The sequence below is a fragment of the Phyllobacterium sp. TAF24 genome, from assembly GCF_052113785.1.
GTDB lineage: Bacteria > Pseudomonadota > Alphaproteobacteria > Rhizobiales > Rhizobiaceae > Phyllobacterium.
This window is the reverse complement of sequence record NZ_JBFRDN010000025.1, coordinates 16,487-31,878: the sequence shown is the minus strand read 5'-3', so window position 1 is coordinate 31,878 and position 15,392 is coordinate 16,487. Positions and strand designations below refer to the sequence as shown.

Annotated in this window: 16 protein-coding genes; 5 read left to right on the top strand and 11 right to left on the bottom strand. The window is 54.7% G+C overall.

The window, feature by feature from the left end; genetic code table 11:
* Nucleotides 1-52: 52 nt before the first annotated feature.
* From AB4Y96_RS19465 to AB4Y96_RS19440, 6 genes are all read right to left on the bottom strand, one after another.
* Entirely contained in the window at nt 53-823 is a 771-nt protein-coding gene (locus AB4Y96_RS19465; protein ID WP_441919258.1) for an amino acid ABC transporter ATP-binding protein, read from the bottom strand.
* A 12-nt stretch (nt 824-835) separates the two neighbouring features.
* Complete coding sequence (locus tag AB4Y96_RS19460) at nt 836-1,492, bottom strand: amino acid ABC transporter permease (RefSeq protein ID WP_441919307.1); 657 nt, start codon at nt 1,490-1,492, stop codon at nt 836-838.
* 10 nt (nt 1,493-1,502) lie between these two features.
* On the bottom strand, nt 1,503-2,165 hold the full coding sequence (locus tag AB4Y96_RS19455; protein WP_441919256.1) for an amino acid ABC transporter permease: 663 nt from the start codon (nt 2,163-2,165) through the stop codon (nt 1,503-1,505).
* A gap of 60 nt (nt 2,166-2,225) precedes the next feature.
* On the bottom strand, nt 2,226-3,071 hold the full coding sequence (locus AB4Y96_RS19450; protein WP_441919254.1) for a transporter substrate-binding domain-containing protein: 846 nt from the start codon (nt 3,069-3,071) through the stop codon (nt 2,226-2,228).
* Between the two features lie 228 nt (nt 3,072-3,299).
* The gene (locus tag AB4Y96_RS19445) at nt 3,300-5,492 is read right to left on the bottom strand and encodes a transglycosylase domain-containing protein (protein ID WP_441919252.1); all 2,193 of its coding nucleotides are present in this window, start codon (nt 5,490-5,492) and stop codon (nt 3,300-3,302) included.
* 93 nt (nt 5,493-5,585) lie between these two features.
* Complete coding sequence (locus AB4Y96_RS19440; protein WP_441919250.1) at nt 5,586-5,987, bottom strand: cupin domain-containing protein; 402 nt, start codon at nt 5,985-5,987, stop codon at nt 5,586-5,588.
* Nucleotides 5,988-6,274: 287 nt separating this feature from the next.
* Here AB4Y96_RS19440 and AB4Y96_RS19435 point away from each other — a divergent pair, with 287 nt between their 5' ends.
* Complete coding sequence (locus AB4Y96_RS19435; RefSeq protein WP_441919248.1) at nt 6,275-6,799, top strand: EF-hand domain-containing protein; 525 nt, start codon at nt 6,275-6,277, stop codon at nt 6,797-6,799.
* Between the two features lie 51 nt (nt 6,800-6,850).
* On the opposite strand, the gene AB4Y96_RS19430 is transcribed toward AB4Y96_RS19435, so the two are convergent.
* A complete protein-coding gene (locus tag AB4Y96_RS19430; RefSeq protein WP_441919246.1) occupies nt 6,851-7,516 on the bottom strand; it encodes an O-methyltransferase in 666 nt (221 codons plus the stop codon).
* A 94-nt stretch (nt 7,517-7,610) separates the two neighbouring features.
* Here AB4Y96_RS19430 and AB4Y96_RS19425 point away from each other — a divergent pair, with 94 nt between their 5' ends.
* Nucleotides 7,611-8,243, top strand: a complete 633-nt coding sequence (locus tag AB4Y96_RS19425) for a TetR family transcriptional regulator (protein WP_441919244.1) — start codon at nt 7,611-7,613, stop codon at nt 8,241-8,243.
* Nucleotides 8,244-8,259: 16 nt separating this feature from the next.
* Here AB4Y96_RS19425 and AB4Y96_RS19420 read toward each other — a convergent pair whose 3' ends face one another.
* Entirely contained in the window at nt 8,260-9,057 is a 798-nt protein-coding gene (locus AB4Y96_RS19420; protein WP_441919242.1) for a sensor histidine kinase, read from the bottom strand.
* A 476-nt stretch (nt 9,058-9,533) separates the two neighbouring features.
* Here AB4Y96_RS19420 and AB4Y96_RS19415 point away from each other — a divergent pair, with 476 nt between their 5' ends.
* Entirely contained in the window at nt 9,534-9,722 is a 189-nt protein-coding gene (locus tag AB4Y96_RS19415; RefSeq protein WP_441919240.1) for a hypothetical protein, read from the top strand.
* A 72-nt stretch (nt 9,723-9,794) separates the two neighbouring features.
* Here the strand turns inward: AB4Y96_RS19415 and AB4Y96_RS19410 are convergent, their stop codons facing one another.
* A complete protein-coding gene (locus AB4Y96_RS19410; RefSeq protein WP_441919238.1) occupies nt 9,795-10,727 on the bottom strand; it encodes an FkbM family methyltransferase in 933 nt (310 codons plus the stop codon).
* A 662-nt stretch (nt 10,728-11,389) separates the two neighbouring features.
* On the opposite strand from AB4Y96_RS19410, the gene AB4Y96_RS19405 reads away from it, so the two are divergent.
* On the top strand, nt 11,390-11,587 hold the full coding sequence (locus AB4Y96_RS19405; protein ID WP_441919236.1) for a hypothetical protein: 198 nt from the start codon (nt 11,390-11,392) through the stop codon (nt 11,585-11,587).
* A 364-nt stretch (nt 11,588-11,951) separates the two neighbouring features.
* Nucleotides 11,952-13,079: an acyltransferase family protein gene (locus AB4Y96_RS19400; RefSeq protein ID WP_441919234.1), complete on the top strand. Its 1,128-nt coding sequence runs from the start codon at nt 11,952-11,954 to the stop codon at nt 13,077-13,079.
* Between the two features lie 3 nt (nt 13,080-13,082).
* Here the strand turns inward: AB4Y96_RS19400 and AB4Y96_RS19395 are convergent, their stop codons facing one another.
* Together AB4Y96_RS19395 and AB4Y96_RS19390 are read right to left on the bottom strand one after the other, a co-directional pair.
* Nucleotides 13,083-13,700, bottom strand: a complete 618-nt coding sequence (locus AB4Y96_RS19395) for a ribonuclease D (RefSeq protein WP_091878933.1) — start codon at nt 13,698-13,700, stop codon at nt 13,083-13,085.
* Nucleotides 13,701-13,716: 16 nt separating this feature from the next.
* On the bottom strand, nt 13,717-15,105 hold the full coding sequence (locus AB4Y96_RS19390) for a M20/M25/M40 family metallo-hydrolase (protein WP_441919232.1): 1,389 nt from the start codon (nt 15,103-15,105) through the stop codon (nt 13,717-13,719).
* Between the last annotated feature and the right edge of the window lie 287 nt (nt 15,106-15,392).

Sequence of the window (15,392 nt, the reverse complement as noted above, 5' to 3'; positions counted from 1 at the left end):
GCGGCGGGAAAGCACTGAGCTGGAAGAGATCAGCACCTGAACCGGCTGCGGTTCAGGCAAAACTTGATGTTTTCAGAAATTCGGCGAGGCGCTCGCTCTTGGGTTTATGAAACATATCGCGTGGATTGCCTTCCTCGCCGATAAGTCCCTGATTCATGAAAATCACCCGGTTGGACACCTCATAGGCGAAGCGCATCTCGTGGGTGACGAGCAACATGCTCATTCCATCCTGTGCCAGGGATTTTATCACCTGCAGCACCTCGTTCACCAACTCCGGGTCCAGCGCCGAGGTGACTTCGTCAAAGAGCATCAAACGGGGATTCATCGCGATGGCCCGGGCAATGGCAACACGCTGCTGCTGGCCCCCGGATAATTGTCCGGGAAAATGATCAGCACGGGAAAGCAGCCCGACGCGGTCCAGCCACTTTTCGGAAACGGCGCGCGCTGCGTCCTTCTCCATTTTCTTTACCTTGACCAAACCCAGCATCACATTGCCAACGGCGCTCATATGCGGGAACAGGTTGAACTGCTGAAAAGCCATGCCCGTCAGGGCGCGCTGGCGGGCAATTTCCTTTTCTCGCTTGCGCCGGCGCTGTGTTCCGGCCATTTCGTAACCGATCTCCTCCCCATCAATGCTGATAGAGCCGCTTTGAAACTCTTCCAGCATATTGATACAGCGCAACATGGTGGTTTTACCGGACCCGCTTGATCCGATGATGCTCACCACATCCCCCTGCTTCATGGTGCAGTCGACGCCCTTCAGAACCTCGACATTACCGTAGCTCTTGTGCAGGCCCCGGATTTCGAGAAGGTTTTCTGACATCCCGGAATCCCCTTAGGATGGAACCATGATCTTGCGCTCGACATAACGGCCTAGACGCTCGATGGCATAGTTGATGATGAAATAGAGAAAGCCTGCGAAAAAATAGAATTCGAGGCTCATGAAGGTTCTGGAAATCAGTTCCTGCGTGCGGAGCAGCAACTCGGCGACCCCGATGATCGACAACAATGTCGACGCCTTGACCATTTCAGCGGCGGTGTTCACCCAGGCGGGCACGACCTGTCGCAATGCCTGCGGTCCAAGCACATAGGCGAAGGTCTGGGGGAACGTCAGCCCGATAGCCTTGGCCGCCTCGGTTTGCCCCTTTGGGATGGCTTGCAGGGCGCCGCGAACAATCTCGCCCACGTGGGAGCTGCAGAAGACGGCAAGCGCAAGAATGCCTGCCTGAAAAGGCCCGAGGTCAAGGCCCACGGTTCCAAGCACGTAATAGCTGGCCAGAACCAGAACGAGAACCGGTGTTCCGCGAATAAAATCCGTGTAGCCACGCACAATCCACCGCAATGGCGCCTTGCTGTAGGTCAGCGCCAGACCAACGAAGACCCCGAGCACAGTGCCGCAGCAGATCGCCAGAAGCGAAATGGAAAGCGTGACACCAATGCCTTTAAGGATGGGCCAGCGGGCGAGCCAGAGAACGTCGAGAAAGTGCGCCATATCCATCACATCACCTCGGCAGGGCCAGACGGCGTTCCAAGGCACGCATCAGCGCGGCGAGGATCGAGCAGGTAAAGACATAGAGGCAGCTTGCGACCATCCAGGTCTCGATGACCCGAAAGGTTTCGACATTGATCTTGCGGGTTTCGAAGGTCAGCTCCGGCACGGCAATTGCCGCCGCAAGCGACGTATCCTTGAACAGCGAGATGATTGTGCTGCTCAGGGACGGCAGGATGTTGCGAAACATCAGCGGCGCGATGATCGATGTCCGTATCTGTGTTTCCGTCAAACCGATAGCCAAACCGGCCTCTCGCAATCCCGGCGGGATCGACAAGAGACCAGACCGAAACACCTCCGCCAGATAGGCACCCGAATAGACTGCCAGCGTGAACACGAAACTTTCGATCTTGCCAAGACGAACGCCCAATTGGGGAAGGGCAAAATATGTAAACAGAACGAGCACAAGGATTGGCGTATTGCGGATGATGGAAACATAGATTGCCGCTGGCCGTTTCACCCATCTGTTTCTGGCCATCAGGGCAAAGGCTACTCCCAGTCCGATGACCGCGCCCATGAGAATTGCGCCAAAGGCAAGGACAAGGCTGAGCCCCAGCCCCAACAGCAGATCATCAAAGCTGCGCCAGACGGCAGCAAAATTCAGCGTGTAACCCATGGATATCCGCCACCAGAAACAAAAGAAGGCGCCTGCACCAAACAGGGACCGCCGGAGCAATTATTTGTATTCGACGGGAAAGCCGATCTGTGGAGGCGCAAGATCCTTGCCGAACCACGTCTTGAACGATTTCGCATAGGAATCAAATTCAACGCCGGTCATGGCTTCGTGCAGCGCCGTATTGACGAAGTTCAGCCAATCCTGATCGCCGCGTTTCACGCCACAGGCGTAGGTTTGCGGGTTCCAGCCATAACCTGCATCCTTGTACCGGCCCTGGTTCTGAGTCATGTACCAGGCCAGCGATGACTGATCCGTGGCAACCGCATCCGCGCGGCCGGATTCAAGTGCCTGATAGATCAGATCGACGGAGTCATACTGATCGACCTTGGCTTCTGGCAGGGCTGCATGCACCATGGACTCGGCATAAACATTCTGCAGCACAGAGATTGTCACCGAAGACCCCGCCGCCTTGAGCGCGGCATAGTCGGCATATTTGCCATCGGCCTTCAGCATGAGGCCGACACCCTCCCGGTAATAGGGGATGGTGAACGCAATCTGCTGGGCTCTTTCACCCGTCACCGTCATGAACTGGCAGGTGATATCAACCTTGTTCGTGGTGATATTCGGAATCCGCGCGTCGGACGACTGGTTGACGAACTCCACCTTGTCAGGATCGTTGAACAGCGCCTTTGCAATGATACGACCCATATCAATGTCAAAGCCCTGCAATGTGTCATCGGCACTCTTGAAATGCCAAGGGGCATTGGTGCTGCCTGTACCCAGAACCAGATGGCCGCGGGCCAACACTTCATCAAGCTTGCTCTTGTTTTCCTGAGCGAGCGCTTGCCCCGACAGGTGTACAAGAAATACGGCCGCAGCGGCCGTTGCGTAAAATAATCTGGACATTTTTAGTTCCCCTATCCGTCGAGCGAATATTGTGCTTGATCCATTATTATGGAATATAATATTTAATAATGGATTTCGCGATAGGATAACAAGCCCTGTAACTTGTCAAGCGGGATTTCGCGCATGGAAAACCGGCACACGCCTGAGGTGGCGCGCGCTGGATCGATTGGGAATGCATAATCTTTGACAGCGATAGCGGAACGGGAGACGTCGTGCCTGATCCGGTGATCAGTTGCCCATGATCAGGTCAAACAAGGTGGTCTTGCGACCTTTCTGGCCATTGCCGCCGACATCGCCCGGCGGTGTAGGACGTGTCGAGCCCGTCTGGTCTTCCAGCCCGACGGAGGGCACAGGTGCACCCGGATTAAGCTGAGCCGATGGAACACCTTCTGCGGCTGGAACGGAATCGGGCAGAGCATCATTCCCGTCTATAACGGTTTCATTCATGCGATAACTGCCGGGCAATTCAGCAACCGGCACGCCCTTATGCGCGGCAACCATGAACTCTTTCCAAGCCAGCGCAGGCAGACCGCCGCCGGTGACTTTCTTTGTCGGCTTGCCATCATCATTGCCGAACCAAACACCGGTGGTCAGGTTCGATGTATAGCCAATGAACCATGCATCGCGGAAATTCTGGCTGGTGCCGGTTTTGCCTGCTGCTGGCCAACCAAATTTTGCTTTGGTCGCCGTACCGCTTTCGACAGTCTGGCGCAGCATCGCATTCATCATGCCGACATTGCGCTCGCTGATCACCTGATCCTGCTTGGGGCTCTTATATTCGTAAAGCACCTTGCCCTCATTGGTGGTGATACGGCGGATGATATGAACCGGTGCCTTGTAGCCGCCATTGGCAAAGGGCACGAAAGAATCGGTGAGTTCCAGAAGGGTGACTTCCGAGGTTCCCAGCGCAAGCGAAGCATTGGCGTTAAGGTTCGAGACAATACCAAGCCGATGCGCGGTATCCACGACCGTGCTCGGGCCGACTTCCATAACCAGCTGCGCGGAAACCGAATTCAGCGAACGAGCCAGCGCCTCCGCCAAGGTGACCTTGCCGAAATATTTGCCGTTGTAATTACCGGGCGTCCAGTTGCCGATGCGGATCGGCGCGTCGACACGCACGGATTCGGGCGTGCGTCCCTGCTCCAGTGCCGAGAGATAGACAAATGGTTTGAACGTGGAGCCCGGCTGGCGTTTGGCTTCGCTGGCCCGGTCGAACTGGCTGTTGGCGTAGTCATAGCCGCCTACCAGTGCGCGGACAGCCCCCGTACCATCGACGGAAACAAGCGCGCCTTGTGAAACATTCAGCTTTTCGCCGTTTTTCTGGATGAGGTCACGGATTGAGGCCTCACCAAGCTTTTGCAAGCCAAGATCAACCGTCGTGTCGATGATCACGTCAGCGCGCACATCACCGATAAGGTCAGGCAGTTCTTCCATCACCCGGTCGGCAACATAGTGTTCCGAACCGCTCCAATAGGCGGCAGCACGGGTCGCGGGCTGCTTCATGGCGAAGGTCAGTTCCTTGTCGCCAATCATGCCCTGATCACGCATGGCAGCGAGCACAAGCTGCGAGCGCTCGGCGGCAGCTTTGGGATCGCGGGCCGGTGACAGGCGCGAAGGTGCTTTCAGGAGCCCAGCGATAACAGCCGCTTCGGACAGACTGACATCATGGGCCGATTTGTTGAAATAGCGCCGTGAGGCAGCGGCAACGCCATAGGAGCCGGAACCCAGATAAACCCGGTTCAGATACATCTCCAGTATCTGATCTTTCGAGTATTTATGCTCAAGCCACAGCGCAAGCAGCACTTCCTGTACCTTGCGCTCCAATGTGCGGTCCGGGGTCAGGAACAGGTTTTTTGCCAACTGCTGCGTGATGGTCGAGCCGCCCTGCACCAACCGTCCGGAGACCACATTTGTCGCCATGGCACGGGCAAAACCGATGGGATCAACACCAAAATGCGAATAGAAACGCCGGTCTTCAATGGCAACGACGGCCTGCGGCAGATAGGGCGACATCTGGTGCAGTCCAATGGCTTCGCCGCCCGTGGCGCCGCGATTGGCAATCAGATCACCTTCAACCGAAACGATTTTCACATTGGGCGGACGATCAGGGATCGACCATGTGGTCGTCTGGGGCATTTTTGCAGCAAAATAGATGACAGTGCCTGCCACTGCGATACCGCCCCAGATACACAGAACAAACGACCAATAGACGAGACGCCGCAAAAGGCCGAAGAAGCCGCGACGCTGCCCCCGCCCGGAACGGCTGCGCTTCGATTTGCTCGATTTGCGAGGTGCCGTCTTGCGCTTCTGGCTCCGCACGGGTCTGTCCTCCGGGTCAGCACGCATGTCATCGTCATCCGAACGGCGGTTCGAACTGAACCCCGGCTCGATGCGTTGTCTGCCCTTGTCGCGTGATGCCATTGACTGAAATACCCGCCCCAACCGGTGCCGCAAAATCCTTTGCGACCCGTTGCAGGGTAAATGCGGCGATTTAAGGTGGGGTTAAAACCGCGTTCACTTTTCCGGAACAACGACCGGCTCGCCTTTTCTGACGATATATGTTGCAAGTTCCGACGTTTTGCCGCTGCTGACATTCTTCGCCACATGGGCAACACCATCGGGAATAAACAGCGCCTCGCCCGCCTTGAGCGTTACAGGCGGTCTGCCTTCAAGCTGGTACTCCATTGTTCCTTCAAGCACATAAGCAACCTCAACGCCGGGATGGGAGTGTTTTATGGAGACGGCGCCCGGTTCGAAATCGACCCGCACCTGACTGAATTCGCGCCCGGCGACACCAAGGTCATTCTGCAGAACATCAGTCCGTTGGACCGCCTGTTGCTGTGCGTGTGCCAGAGACAGCGGCATGCCGATCCCGAAAGCCAGCACTGCAGCAGCCATGATACGCGTTGTTTTCATGTCATCATCCTTTCGCACATTAAAATGGCGGGTGAACTTCCCATTCATCCGACATCAGGATTTGAACGCAGACATGTATCCGGGATGTTTCGGCTTGGAGGATTTTTGTAACACCATGTATTTGCCCTAAGGATATATCGGTATGTACGTTCCGCAGCCGGGGCATATCGAACCAATTGTTTTCATTACGAAATCGTAATGCCACCAGTCATCTCCCGTTCATTTTCGCAACGTTAAGTTGTCTTCACGGAGCGAAACAATCCGCTCGCGCTACAAAGGAGACGACCATGAAACGCATTACTCTTCTCGTCCTTTCGGGCACCTTCCTCACGGTATTTGCTGCCGGTGGAGCATTCGCCCAGACCGAGACCCCTGCAAAGGACCCTGCCCCGGTAGCAACGGACGCAGCAGCGAATGCCGGCCATTCAAAACGCGCAAAAATCGATGCCAATGATGATGGCGTGGTTGATCTTGCCGAATTCACCAACATGGATCGCCTGAAGCAGGCCGATACCAATGGGGACGGCACGCTCTCCAAGGATGAAATCGATGCCATGGCGTTGAAGCAGTTGGTGGAACAGCGGGCGCGCCGCATTACCAACCGACTTGATGTCAATGGCGACGGGGTGGTGACAATCGCCGAAGTTGAAAAACAGAAAGCAAAGCGATTTGCGCTATTGGATCGCAACGATGATGGAAAGCTCGAAAAGAGTGAATTGCGGCACGGTTGGAAGCATCATAAAGGCCGCGAACATGACGGGCACAAGCATCGTCATCATGCCGATAGTGAGAAGCCAGCTCCCAAGGAATAATTGACAAGCTGATGACGGTCGCCCCAGTAGGCGACCGTCATTAGGCTGGTATCAGCCAAGCCGCATCGATAGCTCAACATCCTCACCAAACGGCGTGGAAAGATACCCGTTCGCAGGCGAGCGCACATAAGCAAGATAGTCGGGGCTATAATCGGCGTTATCAGCGACGATGAATGCTCCCGGCCGCAGACGGCTCTCCACCAGATTGAGGATTTCCGGATAAAGTGCCTTGGCACCGTCGAGCAGAAGCAGGTCGACTGCTTCAGGAAGATCAGCGCTCAGCGTCTGCAAGGCATCGCCCTCCCGGATTTCCACCAGATCGATGAGACCACCATCGGTCAGGTTCTTGCGCGCCCGCGCCACCTTTGATGGTTCAAATTCACTGGTGATCAGGTGGCCACCGCCATTGTCCCGCAAGGCCGCGGCCAGATGCAGGGTTGAGATACCGAACGAAGTTCCAAATTCCACGACCGTGCGTACATTGCCGCTTCTTGCCAACATATAGAGCAAGACGCCGGTCTCCCGCGAGACGGCAAGCGGCAGATCCTTGAGGCGGCCATAAAAATCGAGGTAGTCGGTCTTGCTGCGCATAAGGCGCGACCGCTCCGCAGAAGAGAGCGCGGCCACCGCAGGGCTCGCCTGCACGGACTGGCTGTCGGCCTCTTCGAACAAACGATCCAGCAGCGGCGCAAGCGGGGTTGATGTCAGGGTGGTCATAGGCAGTCTCCGGTTTGAATTGAGCGCTTACTTGCGCCGGATCGAAAATACGACTAATTCGTCATATTCGCTATTCGCATTGCCGGAGGCCGCCATGACGGATCGACCAAGAGCCCAGATTTCCTCAAGAAAACAGCCCAAACAGGCACGCTCGGCTGACCTTGTTGCCGCGATTTTGGATGCAGCTGTTCAGGTTTTGGAAAAGGAAGGTGCCCAGCGTTTCACCACCGCGAGGGTGGCTGAGAAAGCCGGTGTCAGCGTCGGCTCGCTCTATCAATATTTTCCGAACAAGGCAGCAATCCTCTTCCGGCTTCAAGGCGACGAATGGCGGCAGACGAGCGATTTGATGCGCAACATTCTCGAAAACGTTGCGCAGCCGCCTTTTGAACGGCTTCGCATATTGGTTCACGCCTTCATTCGCTCCGAATGCGCCGAGGCGGCGATCCGTATGGCACTCCACGATGCCGCCCCTCTCTATCGCGATGCACCGGAATCCCGGGAAGCGCGCGCCTCGGGAGCCCGTACCTTCGCAATCTTCATGCGGGAGATACTACCCAGGGCTTCGCCAGAGGTCCTCGCCTTGGCCGTTGATCTGATCGCAACGACATTCAGCAGCGTGGGAAAACAGTTTTCGGAAAGCCCACGAACACCGGATGAAATCGAAGCCTATGCGGAGGCCATGGCCGATATGTTTTGCGCATATCTCAAGGACCTCGGCAGCCGCTGAAAATACTTTAACCGGGCTAGAGCCTCAGCGGCATGGAAAGCAAAGCGCGGAATCGTCCCGTCTCATCATGCCCCGCATTGCACGAGCCAACACCGGGAAACCGGGTTTCCAAGCGATGGGCAACGTTGGCAAGACCGATACCCATGCCCTGGATTTTAGCCGACCCGGCCGTACTGGACTTGGCACTGTCATTTTCCACCGTGAGATACAGAACCTGCCCGCTGCTTGTGGCGCTGATGGTTATCTCGACCATACCCGGCGTGGTACCCACACCATGTTTGATGGCGTTTTCGATCAATGGTTGAAGTATGAGATTTGGAACAAGCGCGTCTTCAAGCTCCGCTGCAACATTGATGCGCACCTTCATTCGATCAGAGAAGCGTTCGCCTTCAATGTTCAGGTACTCAGCCTGCAAGGCGAGTTCCTCGCCCAGCCGAACGTCATTCATTGGGTCAATTTCAAGGGTGGTGCGCAGGAATGAGGAAAGCGACAACACCATACGCCCAGCGCTCTTGGTTGCGCCCTCTTCTATCAGCCCGGCTATGGAATTGAGCGTATTGAAGAGAAAGTGCGGATTGACCTGATAGCGCAGCGCGCGCATTTGCGCCGAAAGGGCTTCCTCCCGTGAGGCCGCCAGCAACCTTTCGTTTTCCCGCATCTCATAGGCATAGAGGATGGATATGAACAGACATGACCAGCCGAAAAACAGCGACATATCGTAAACGAGTGTATAGCCAAAATCAGTGAAGTTGAATTTTGCCACCTCGGGCCAGGCGCTCACCACATAGACAAGGTGATCGCAGAGCGAATGCATGGCGCCACCCATTATGGCCAGTGAAAAGCACGCGAATATTTTTACGGCCAAGTTGGCATTTCTCAATCTGAATAAGACGAATGTGATTGAGAATGTTATGAGCAAACTGAACAATGACAAGATGAGCTTGGCAATGATCGAGTTGATCTGCGTCAGGCCCAGAATCTGGAACAGCGTATTGCTGATGACAAACTCACTGGCCCAATAAAATATACCCAGGCGGAATGTTGTTCGCCGTATGTCTGTGACATACGTACCATCACTCACCGCGACCCTTTCTTGGACATATTCCATAGCGCTCTTATCCCCCAAACAACCGCATCTGTCGAGGAACACGTAACGACGTGAGCCAACGGGATTGGGGAGACGAGAAAACCCAAATTCTCTATTGTTTTCAGAGCACCAGCGCTGCCTGGGCTTGTTAACGAAAGAAACGGACGCTATGCCCATCCGGTAACAAAGAGAAAGGCAATTCCATGAACATGATGTCCCTGCCAGCTATCCTCGGCATATCGGCTGGAGCCGCTATCGTGACCACATTCTCAAAAAAGAATCGCGAGAAAACAGCAGCAAAAAGGGCATTGTTATTTGTTGGCGGCTTTGCGGCCACTCTCGTGGTGCTTCTCGCTCTCAACTTCGGCATCTATTATTCCAAGAATGCCTGAAGCCTTTCTTAGAGCTTTGATAGAAACGCCGCCCCGCCCTTACCGGCGGCGTTTGACTTTTCGTAACAGCGATCAGATAGGCTGTGCCAGAAAATCGATGTGATCACCGTCAAATGTGTTCACATCATTCATGATTGCAGCAATGTCAGTTCCCCGGTGAAGCAGGTTTCCTTCCGGGGTAATGACCGAAACCTTGTAGCCAAGCGAAAACAGAAACCCCAGATAATCTTCCGGTTTGACACTCGATATCCATCCGATCAAGCTGGGATTGAATTCACTGATAATCAGCGGACGGAAACGCCGGAGTGTCCGGGTCATACCGTTCAGTGCCTTGTACTCCGCCCCTTCAATATCGATCTTGACGAAATCCACCCTGTCCCATTCATGCAGGACATCATCAAGACGCACACATGGCACGAGCCGCTTGATTTCAAGCGACTGGCCGGAAAAAACTGTCGCCGTTGTTCCATTTGATGATGACCCGCTCAACGAGAGAACATCCGTTCTGTCGCTCACCGCTGTCAGCAGAATTTCGATCTGGGTGAAGGCATTGGCGTCACGGCTTGCGGCAAGCAACCGGCCATTTTCCACATTCGGCTCAACAGAAAGAACGCGCCCCGTATGGCCCACCAGGGACGCAGACAGCATTGAGAAATATCCGATATTGGCGCCAATATCGACCACGCGCATACCCGGCTTCACGCACTCCTGGAAAATGCGGGTGACATTCGGCTCATAGGCGCCGGAGACGATGTGTTCGCCGACATCACCGTCGTTGCGATCCGCAAAGACCCAGGTGTTATTGATGAACACTTTCTCCAAACCCGTCTGCGCCGGGGGATCGAGCATGCGACGGCCCTGAAACTCAAGGGAGTTCAGATATTTCCTCACGACAATTTCAAGCGGCAAACCAACAAATGTGTAGTGGTCTTTCTCCACTTCGTTCATCAGGCGTCCAAGTATCAACCGGAAACAGTAGTCAATGTCTGCCGCTGTCGCTTCCATAGGCTGGCCGTCCTCCTTTTAACTTTACGCATCACGTTATGACGTCATGTATACAAAATTAGATTGCAGAAAATCGAATCTCACAAGATTTTTTTCATTCGCCTATTTGAAAAAATACTTTGAGCGGTTTTTGCCACTTGGCAGTTTAACTTTATGCCTTCGACGTAAATCATTGGAAATCGACAGAACTGCCAATCAATGCTTTGATTGACATATCCGGTCGATCGCCAATCAATTGAAGTAAAATAAGAAGCGGATAGAACGGCCTCATTCATACCGGGGACAAATCCGATGAAACTATCAGGTGCTGGAATGATGGGCCGCGCCAAGAACCGCCGGGTCGTTCTGGTCAAGCTGAATTAAACGGAATTCAATCGGGCCGCGCCTGAAAAGGTGCGGCTCACGGTTGAGAAGTCTGCGACAGACGGTTAGGCTATGAGGAGAAGCTGCGTCAATGCAGTGCGTGGTGCGTGGTGCGTGGTTCGACAAGCTCACCATGAGGGAGATGGGTGATGAAAGGCTGATCGCAGAGATTGCACTTCGCCAAGTTTACAGAACTTGACTCCCTTTCATCACCCATCTCCCTCATGGTGAGCTTGTCGAACCCCGAACCCGTGAACCACTCACTATAGCCTGCAGCGCCCCCTATACTGGAGTAGATAATGCGGTTTGTCGTTCTTGCCTGTGCGTTGATGATCCTGAACGGTTGCGGTGGCGGCGCCATTGCACGGCTGAACCCATCGCCCGACTCCGAAGCGCAATACCGTCTTGGCGGGTGTCAGCTGCGAGGGCACGGAACCTGCAAGGAACAGCTTGATCCGGCGGCCACGCCAGCGCCGACGGGCACGCCAGCCAGCTGAAATTGCTCTTCGATCCGAATTAATACATTGGCGCATTCTGTCGATTCTTGGCGCGCGAAAAGATTATTATTCTTGTGCCCTTGAAAATTAAACGCAGCAGTTATATTTTAGTGTTGCGTAACGAGCGGTTCTCCTCCCATTTTTTCGCTCGTTGCGTGTTCCCCTCTGGACGCATTTGCGTTCACAATTCGCCGGGCTCTTGCCCGGCTTTTTTGTACCTTGATCCGGCAAGATGATATTTCGAGCCAATTGGCCATCCGGATTGCCCATTCGCAGCGCATTTTTGCTACCATCACCTGAATTTTACTTCCCGTTTTGAATTATCGCGTATCAAAGAGAGTAAAATCGGGGGGACGGGCTAATCATGAACGCTGGCGAGAAAATGCGTGTCGACTGGGTCGATATTGCCAAAGGCATCTGCATTATCTTTGTCGTTATGATGCACTCGGTGCTCGGCGTCGAGAGCGCCGCCGGAGCGCGTGGCTGGATGCACCCGGTCGTGTCTTTTGCCCAACCATTCCGCATGCCTGATTTCTTTCTGATCTCGGGTCTGTTTCTCGGGCTGGTAATCGACCGGTCATGGCGGCGCTATGCCGATCGAAAGATCGTGCATTTCATCTATTTTTATCTGCTCTGGCTGACGATCCAGTTTCTGTTCAAGGCACCGGGTATCATCGCCGAAAGCGGTGTTGGCGGTGCTGCCGATGCTTATCTGCTTGCCCTTGTTCAACCGTTCGGCACGCTCTGGTTCATTTATCTCCTGCCGATATTCTTTGTCGTCACGCGCCTCGTCAAATCCGTCAATGTCTGGATCATTCTGCTTATTGCCGCCGCTCTCGAAACATTCCCTGTTCATACGGGTTGGCTTGTGCTTGACGAGTTCTGCAGCCGCTACGTCTTTTTCTTTGCCGGTTATGCCTTTGCGCCGGTGATTTTTGATCTGGCGCAATGGTTGAGACAACGGCCATGGACAGCGCTTCTCATTCTTGGCGTATGGGCACTCGTTAATGGCTGGCTGGTGTTTCATCCGGCGTCGGCACCCTTTGCTGACTGGATACCCGAAGAGGCCTATACGTCAGGCGGGCTTGGCGGGTGGAGCAATGTGCCCATCATCTCACTGCTGGCAGGTTTTGCCGGGGCATTGGCGATCGTTTCAATTTCGGCTTTGATCGCCAGACTTGGCTCGATACCCGCAGCACAATGGTTGGCCCGCGCCCTGCGTTGGCTAGGCGCTCATTCCATTGTCGTCTATCTCGCCTTCTTCCTGCCGATGGCGATAGCAAGAACGGTTCTGCTGCGATCAGGCTTCATTACGGATATCGGCACGATTTCTCTGCTCACCGTCATCAGCGGCGTGCTGGGACCGGTTATCCTTTATGGACTGGTCCAGTGGACAGGTTATGGCCAGTTCCTGTTCAAGCGCCCGCAATGGGCCCATATAGACAGCGCGCCCACACCACATGGCAGGGGCGCGCTCGCATCGGCCGAATGAGTATCAGCTGTGGGCGAAAATATCCTGTTCGTCCCAGCCCATCAGATCGAGCTTGGAGCGGGTCGGCAGGAACTGGAAGCAAGCAGCGGCTTCTTCCGCGCGTCCATCACGCTTCAGCCGCTCGATGAGAATTGCGCTCAAGCGATGCAGATAAAGCACGTCCGACGCCGCATATTCGAGCTGTGCCTGTGACAGTTCAGGGGCCGCCCAGTCTGATGATTGCTGCTGCTTGGACAGGTTCACGTCAAGCAATTCGCTGCAGATCTCTTTCAGGCCATGCCGGTCCGTATAGGTGCGGGTCAGGCGCGAGGCAATCTTGGTGCAGAAAACCGGCTTCGGCATGACACCGAAGGCGTGATAAAGCACGGCAAGGTCGAAACGGCCAAAATGGAAAATCTTGGTGATGGCGTCATCACCAAGAAGTTTCACCAGATTGGGGGCTGATGTCTGTCCCTTGTCGATCTGGATGACGTCCGCCGAGCCATCGCCGGGCGAAATCTGCACAACGCACAGCCGGTCACGATGCGGGTTGAGCCCCAACGTTTCCGTGTCAATGGCGACGGCATTGACCTGATAATTGGCAAGGTCGGGCAGATCATTGCGGTGAAAGCGGATGGTCATCAAAATCTCTCCGGTTTTATTTCGCCAGCACGTCAAGAATGCGTGCCCACGAGCGCTGCCCCTTGTGGAAGGAATTCAGCTCATATTTTTCATTGGGGGAATGGATGCGGTCGTCCTCAAGGCCGAAGCCAACGAGCAGCGATTCCATGCCGAGCATATGCTGGAAATCGCCAACAATCGGAATGGAACCACCCATGGCAATGAGAACAGCGGGCTTGGGCCATTCATCACTCAGCGCGGTCTTCGCCTTGGCCAGAAGCGGCGAGTCATAGGAAAGCTGAATTGCTGGCGATCCACCATGTTCATGGAATTCCACGGAGCAGTCAGCAGGAATACGCGCCTGTACGAAGGCACGGAAAGCCTCGCGGATTTTTGCCGGGTTCTGCTTGTGAACAAGGCGGAATGACACTTTTGCGGAGGCTTGAGCCGCAATCACTGTCTTAAATCCCTGTCCGGTATAGCCACCGATAACGCCGTTGATCTCGGCAGTTGGGCGTGCCCAAACCAGTTCCAGAATAGAACGGCCCTTCTCGCCTGATGGAATGGAAAGGCCGATAGGTCCAAGGAAGTTTTCAGGCGTGCAATCAAGCCCCTTCCATGTCTGCAATATCTGCGTTGGCGTCTCTTCAACCCCATCGTAGAAACCCGGAATGGTTACGGCCCCTGTCTCATCATGCAGATCAGCCAGAATCTTCGTGAGAATATGGATCGGGTTGGCAGCGGCGCCACCAAACGAGCCGGAATGCAAATCGCGATCCGCAGCCTTCACAACAATTTCTTCACCGACCAGACCACGCAGACCAACGGAAATTGCCGGGGTTTGCATATCCCACATACCCGTATCGCAAACGAGCGCAAAATCGGCCTTGAGTTCGTCCTTATGAGCATTCAGGAAAGGTTTTAGCGACGGTGAGCCAGACTCTTCCTCTCCTTCGAACAGAATGGAGATCTTTACCGGCAGCTTACCGTGTACTTCCTTATAAGCGCGGCAAGCTTCGACAAAGGTCATCAACTGCCCCTTATCATCGGCTGTGCCGCGGCCTGTCAGAATCTTGCGGCCATTGCCCATATCTTTGATCTCAGGTGCAAAGGGATCGTTTTCCCACAACTCAAGCGGGTCAACAGGCTGCACATCATAGTGACCATAGAAGAGAACATGCGGCGCATCGGCGCTTGGTCCTTCGTGGTGAGCCACGACCATGGGATGCCCCGGCGTGTCGCGCACGCTGGCGTCAAAACCAATGGTCTTCAAATCGGCAACCAGCCATTCGGCAGCCTTGCGGCATTCGGCCTTGAATGCTGGATCGGTCGAGATGGACTTGATCTTCAACAGTTCGAATAGCCGTTCCAGACTTTTATCGAGATTGGTATCAAGGGCGTTCAAGACAGGTTCAAGCGCTGACATGGTATTTCCTGAATTTGTTGGACCGGGACTTGTGAAGGGAATTCTTCTTAGCCCATTTTCGGGAAAACGGCAGAAAAAAATGGACCCGGAAAAGAAATGGCCGCCGTGGCGGGGGGACCACAGGCGACCAGATCACTACACTCAGATGCGACAACCCGGAGAGGGGGGATGAGGTTGCCGCAAGACCGGGGAAGGCGGGGGACGAGCCTTAAATCCCGGACATCGATCTAACGTCGACAAGTTGGATTTGGGTCTCAAACCGTGGCATTTCAAGGGCACGGAACATT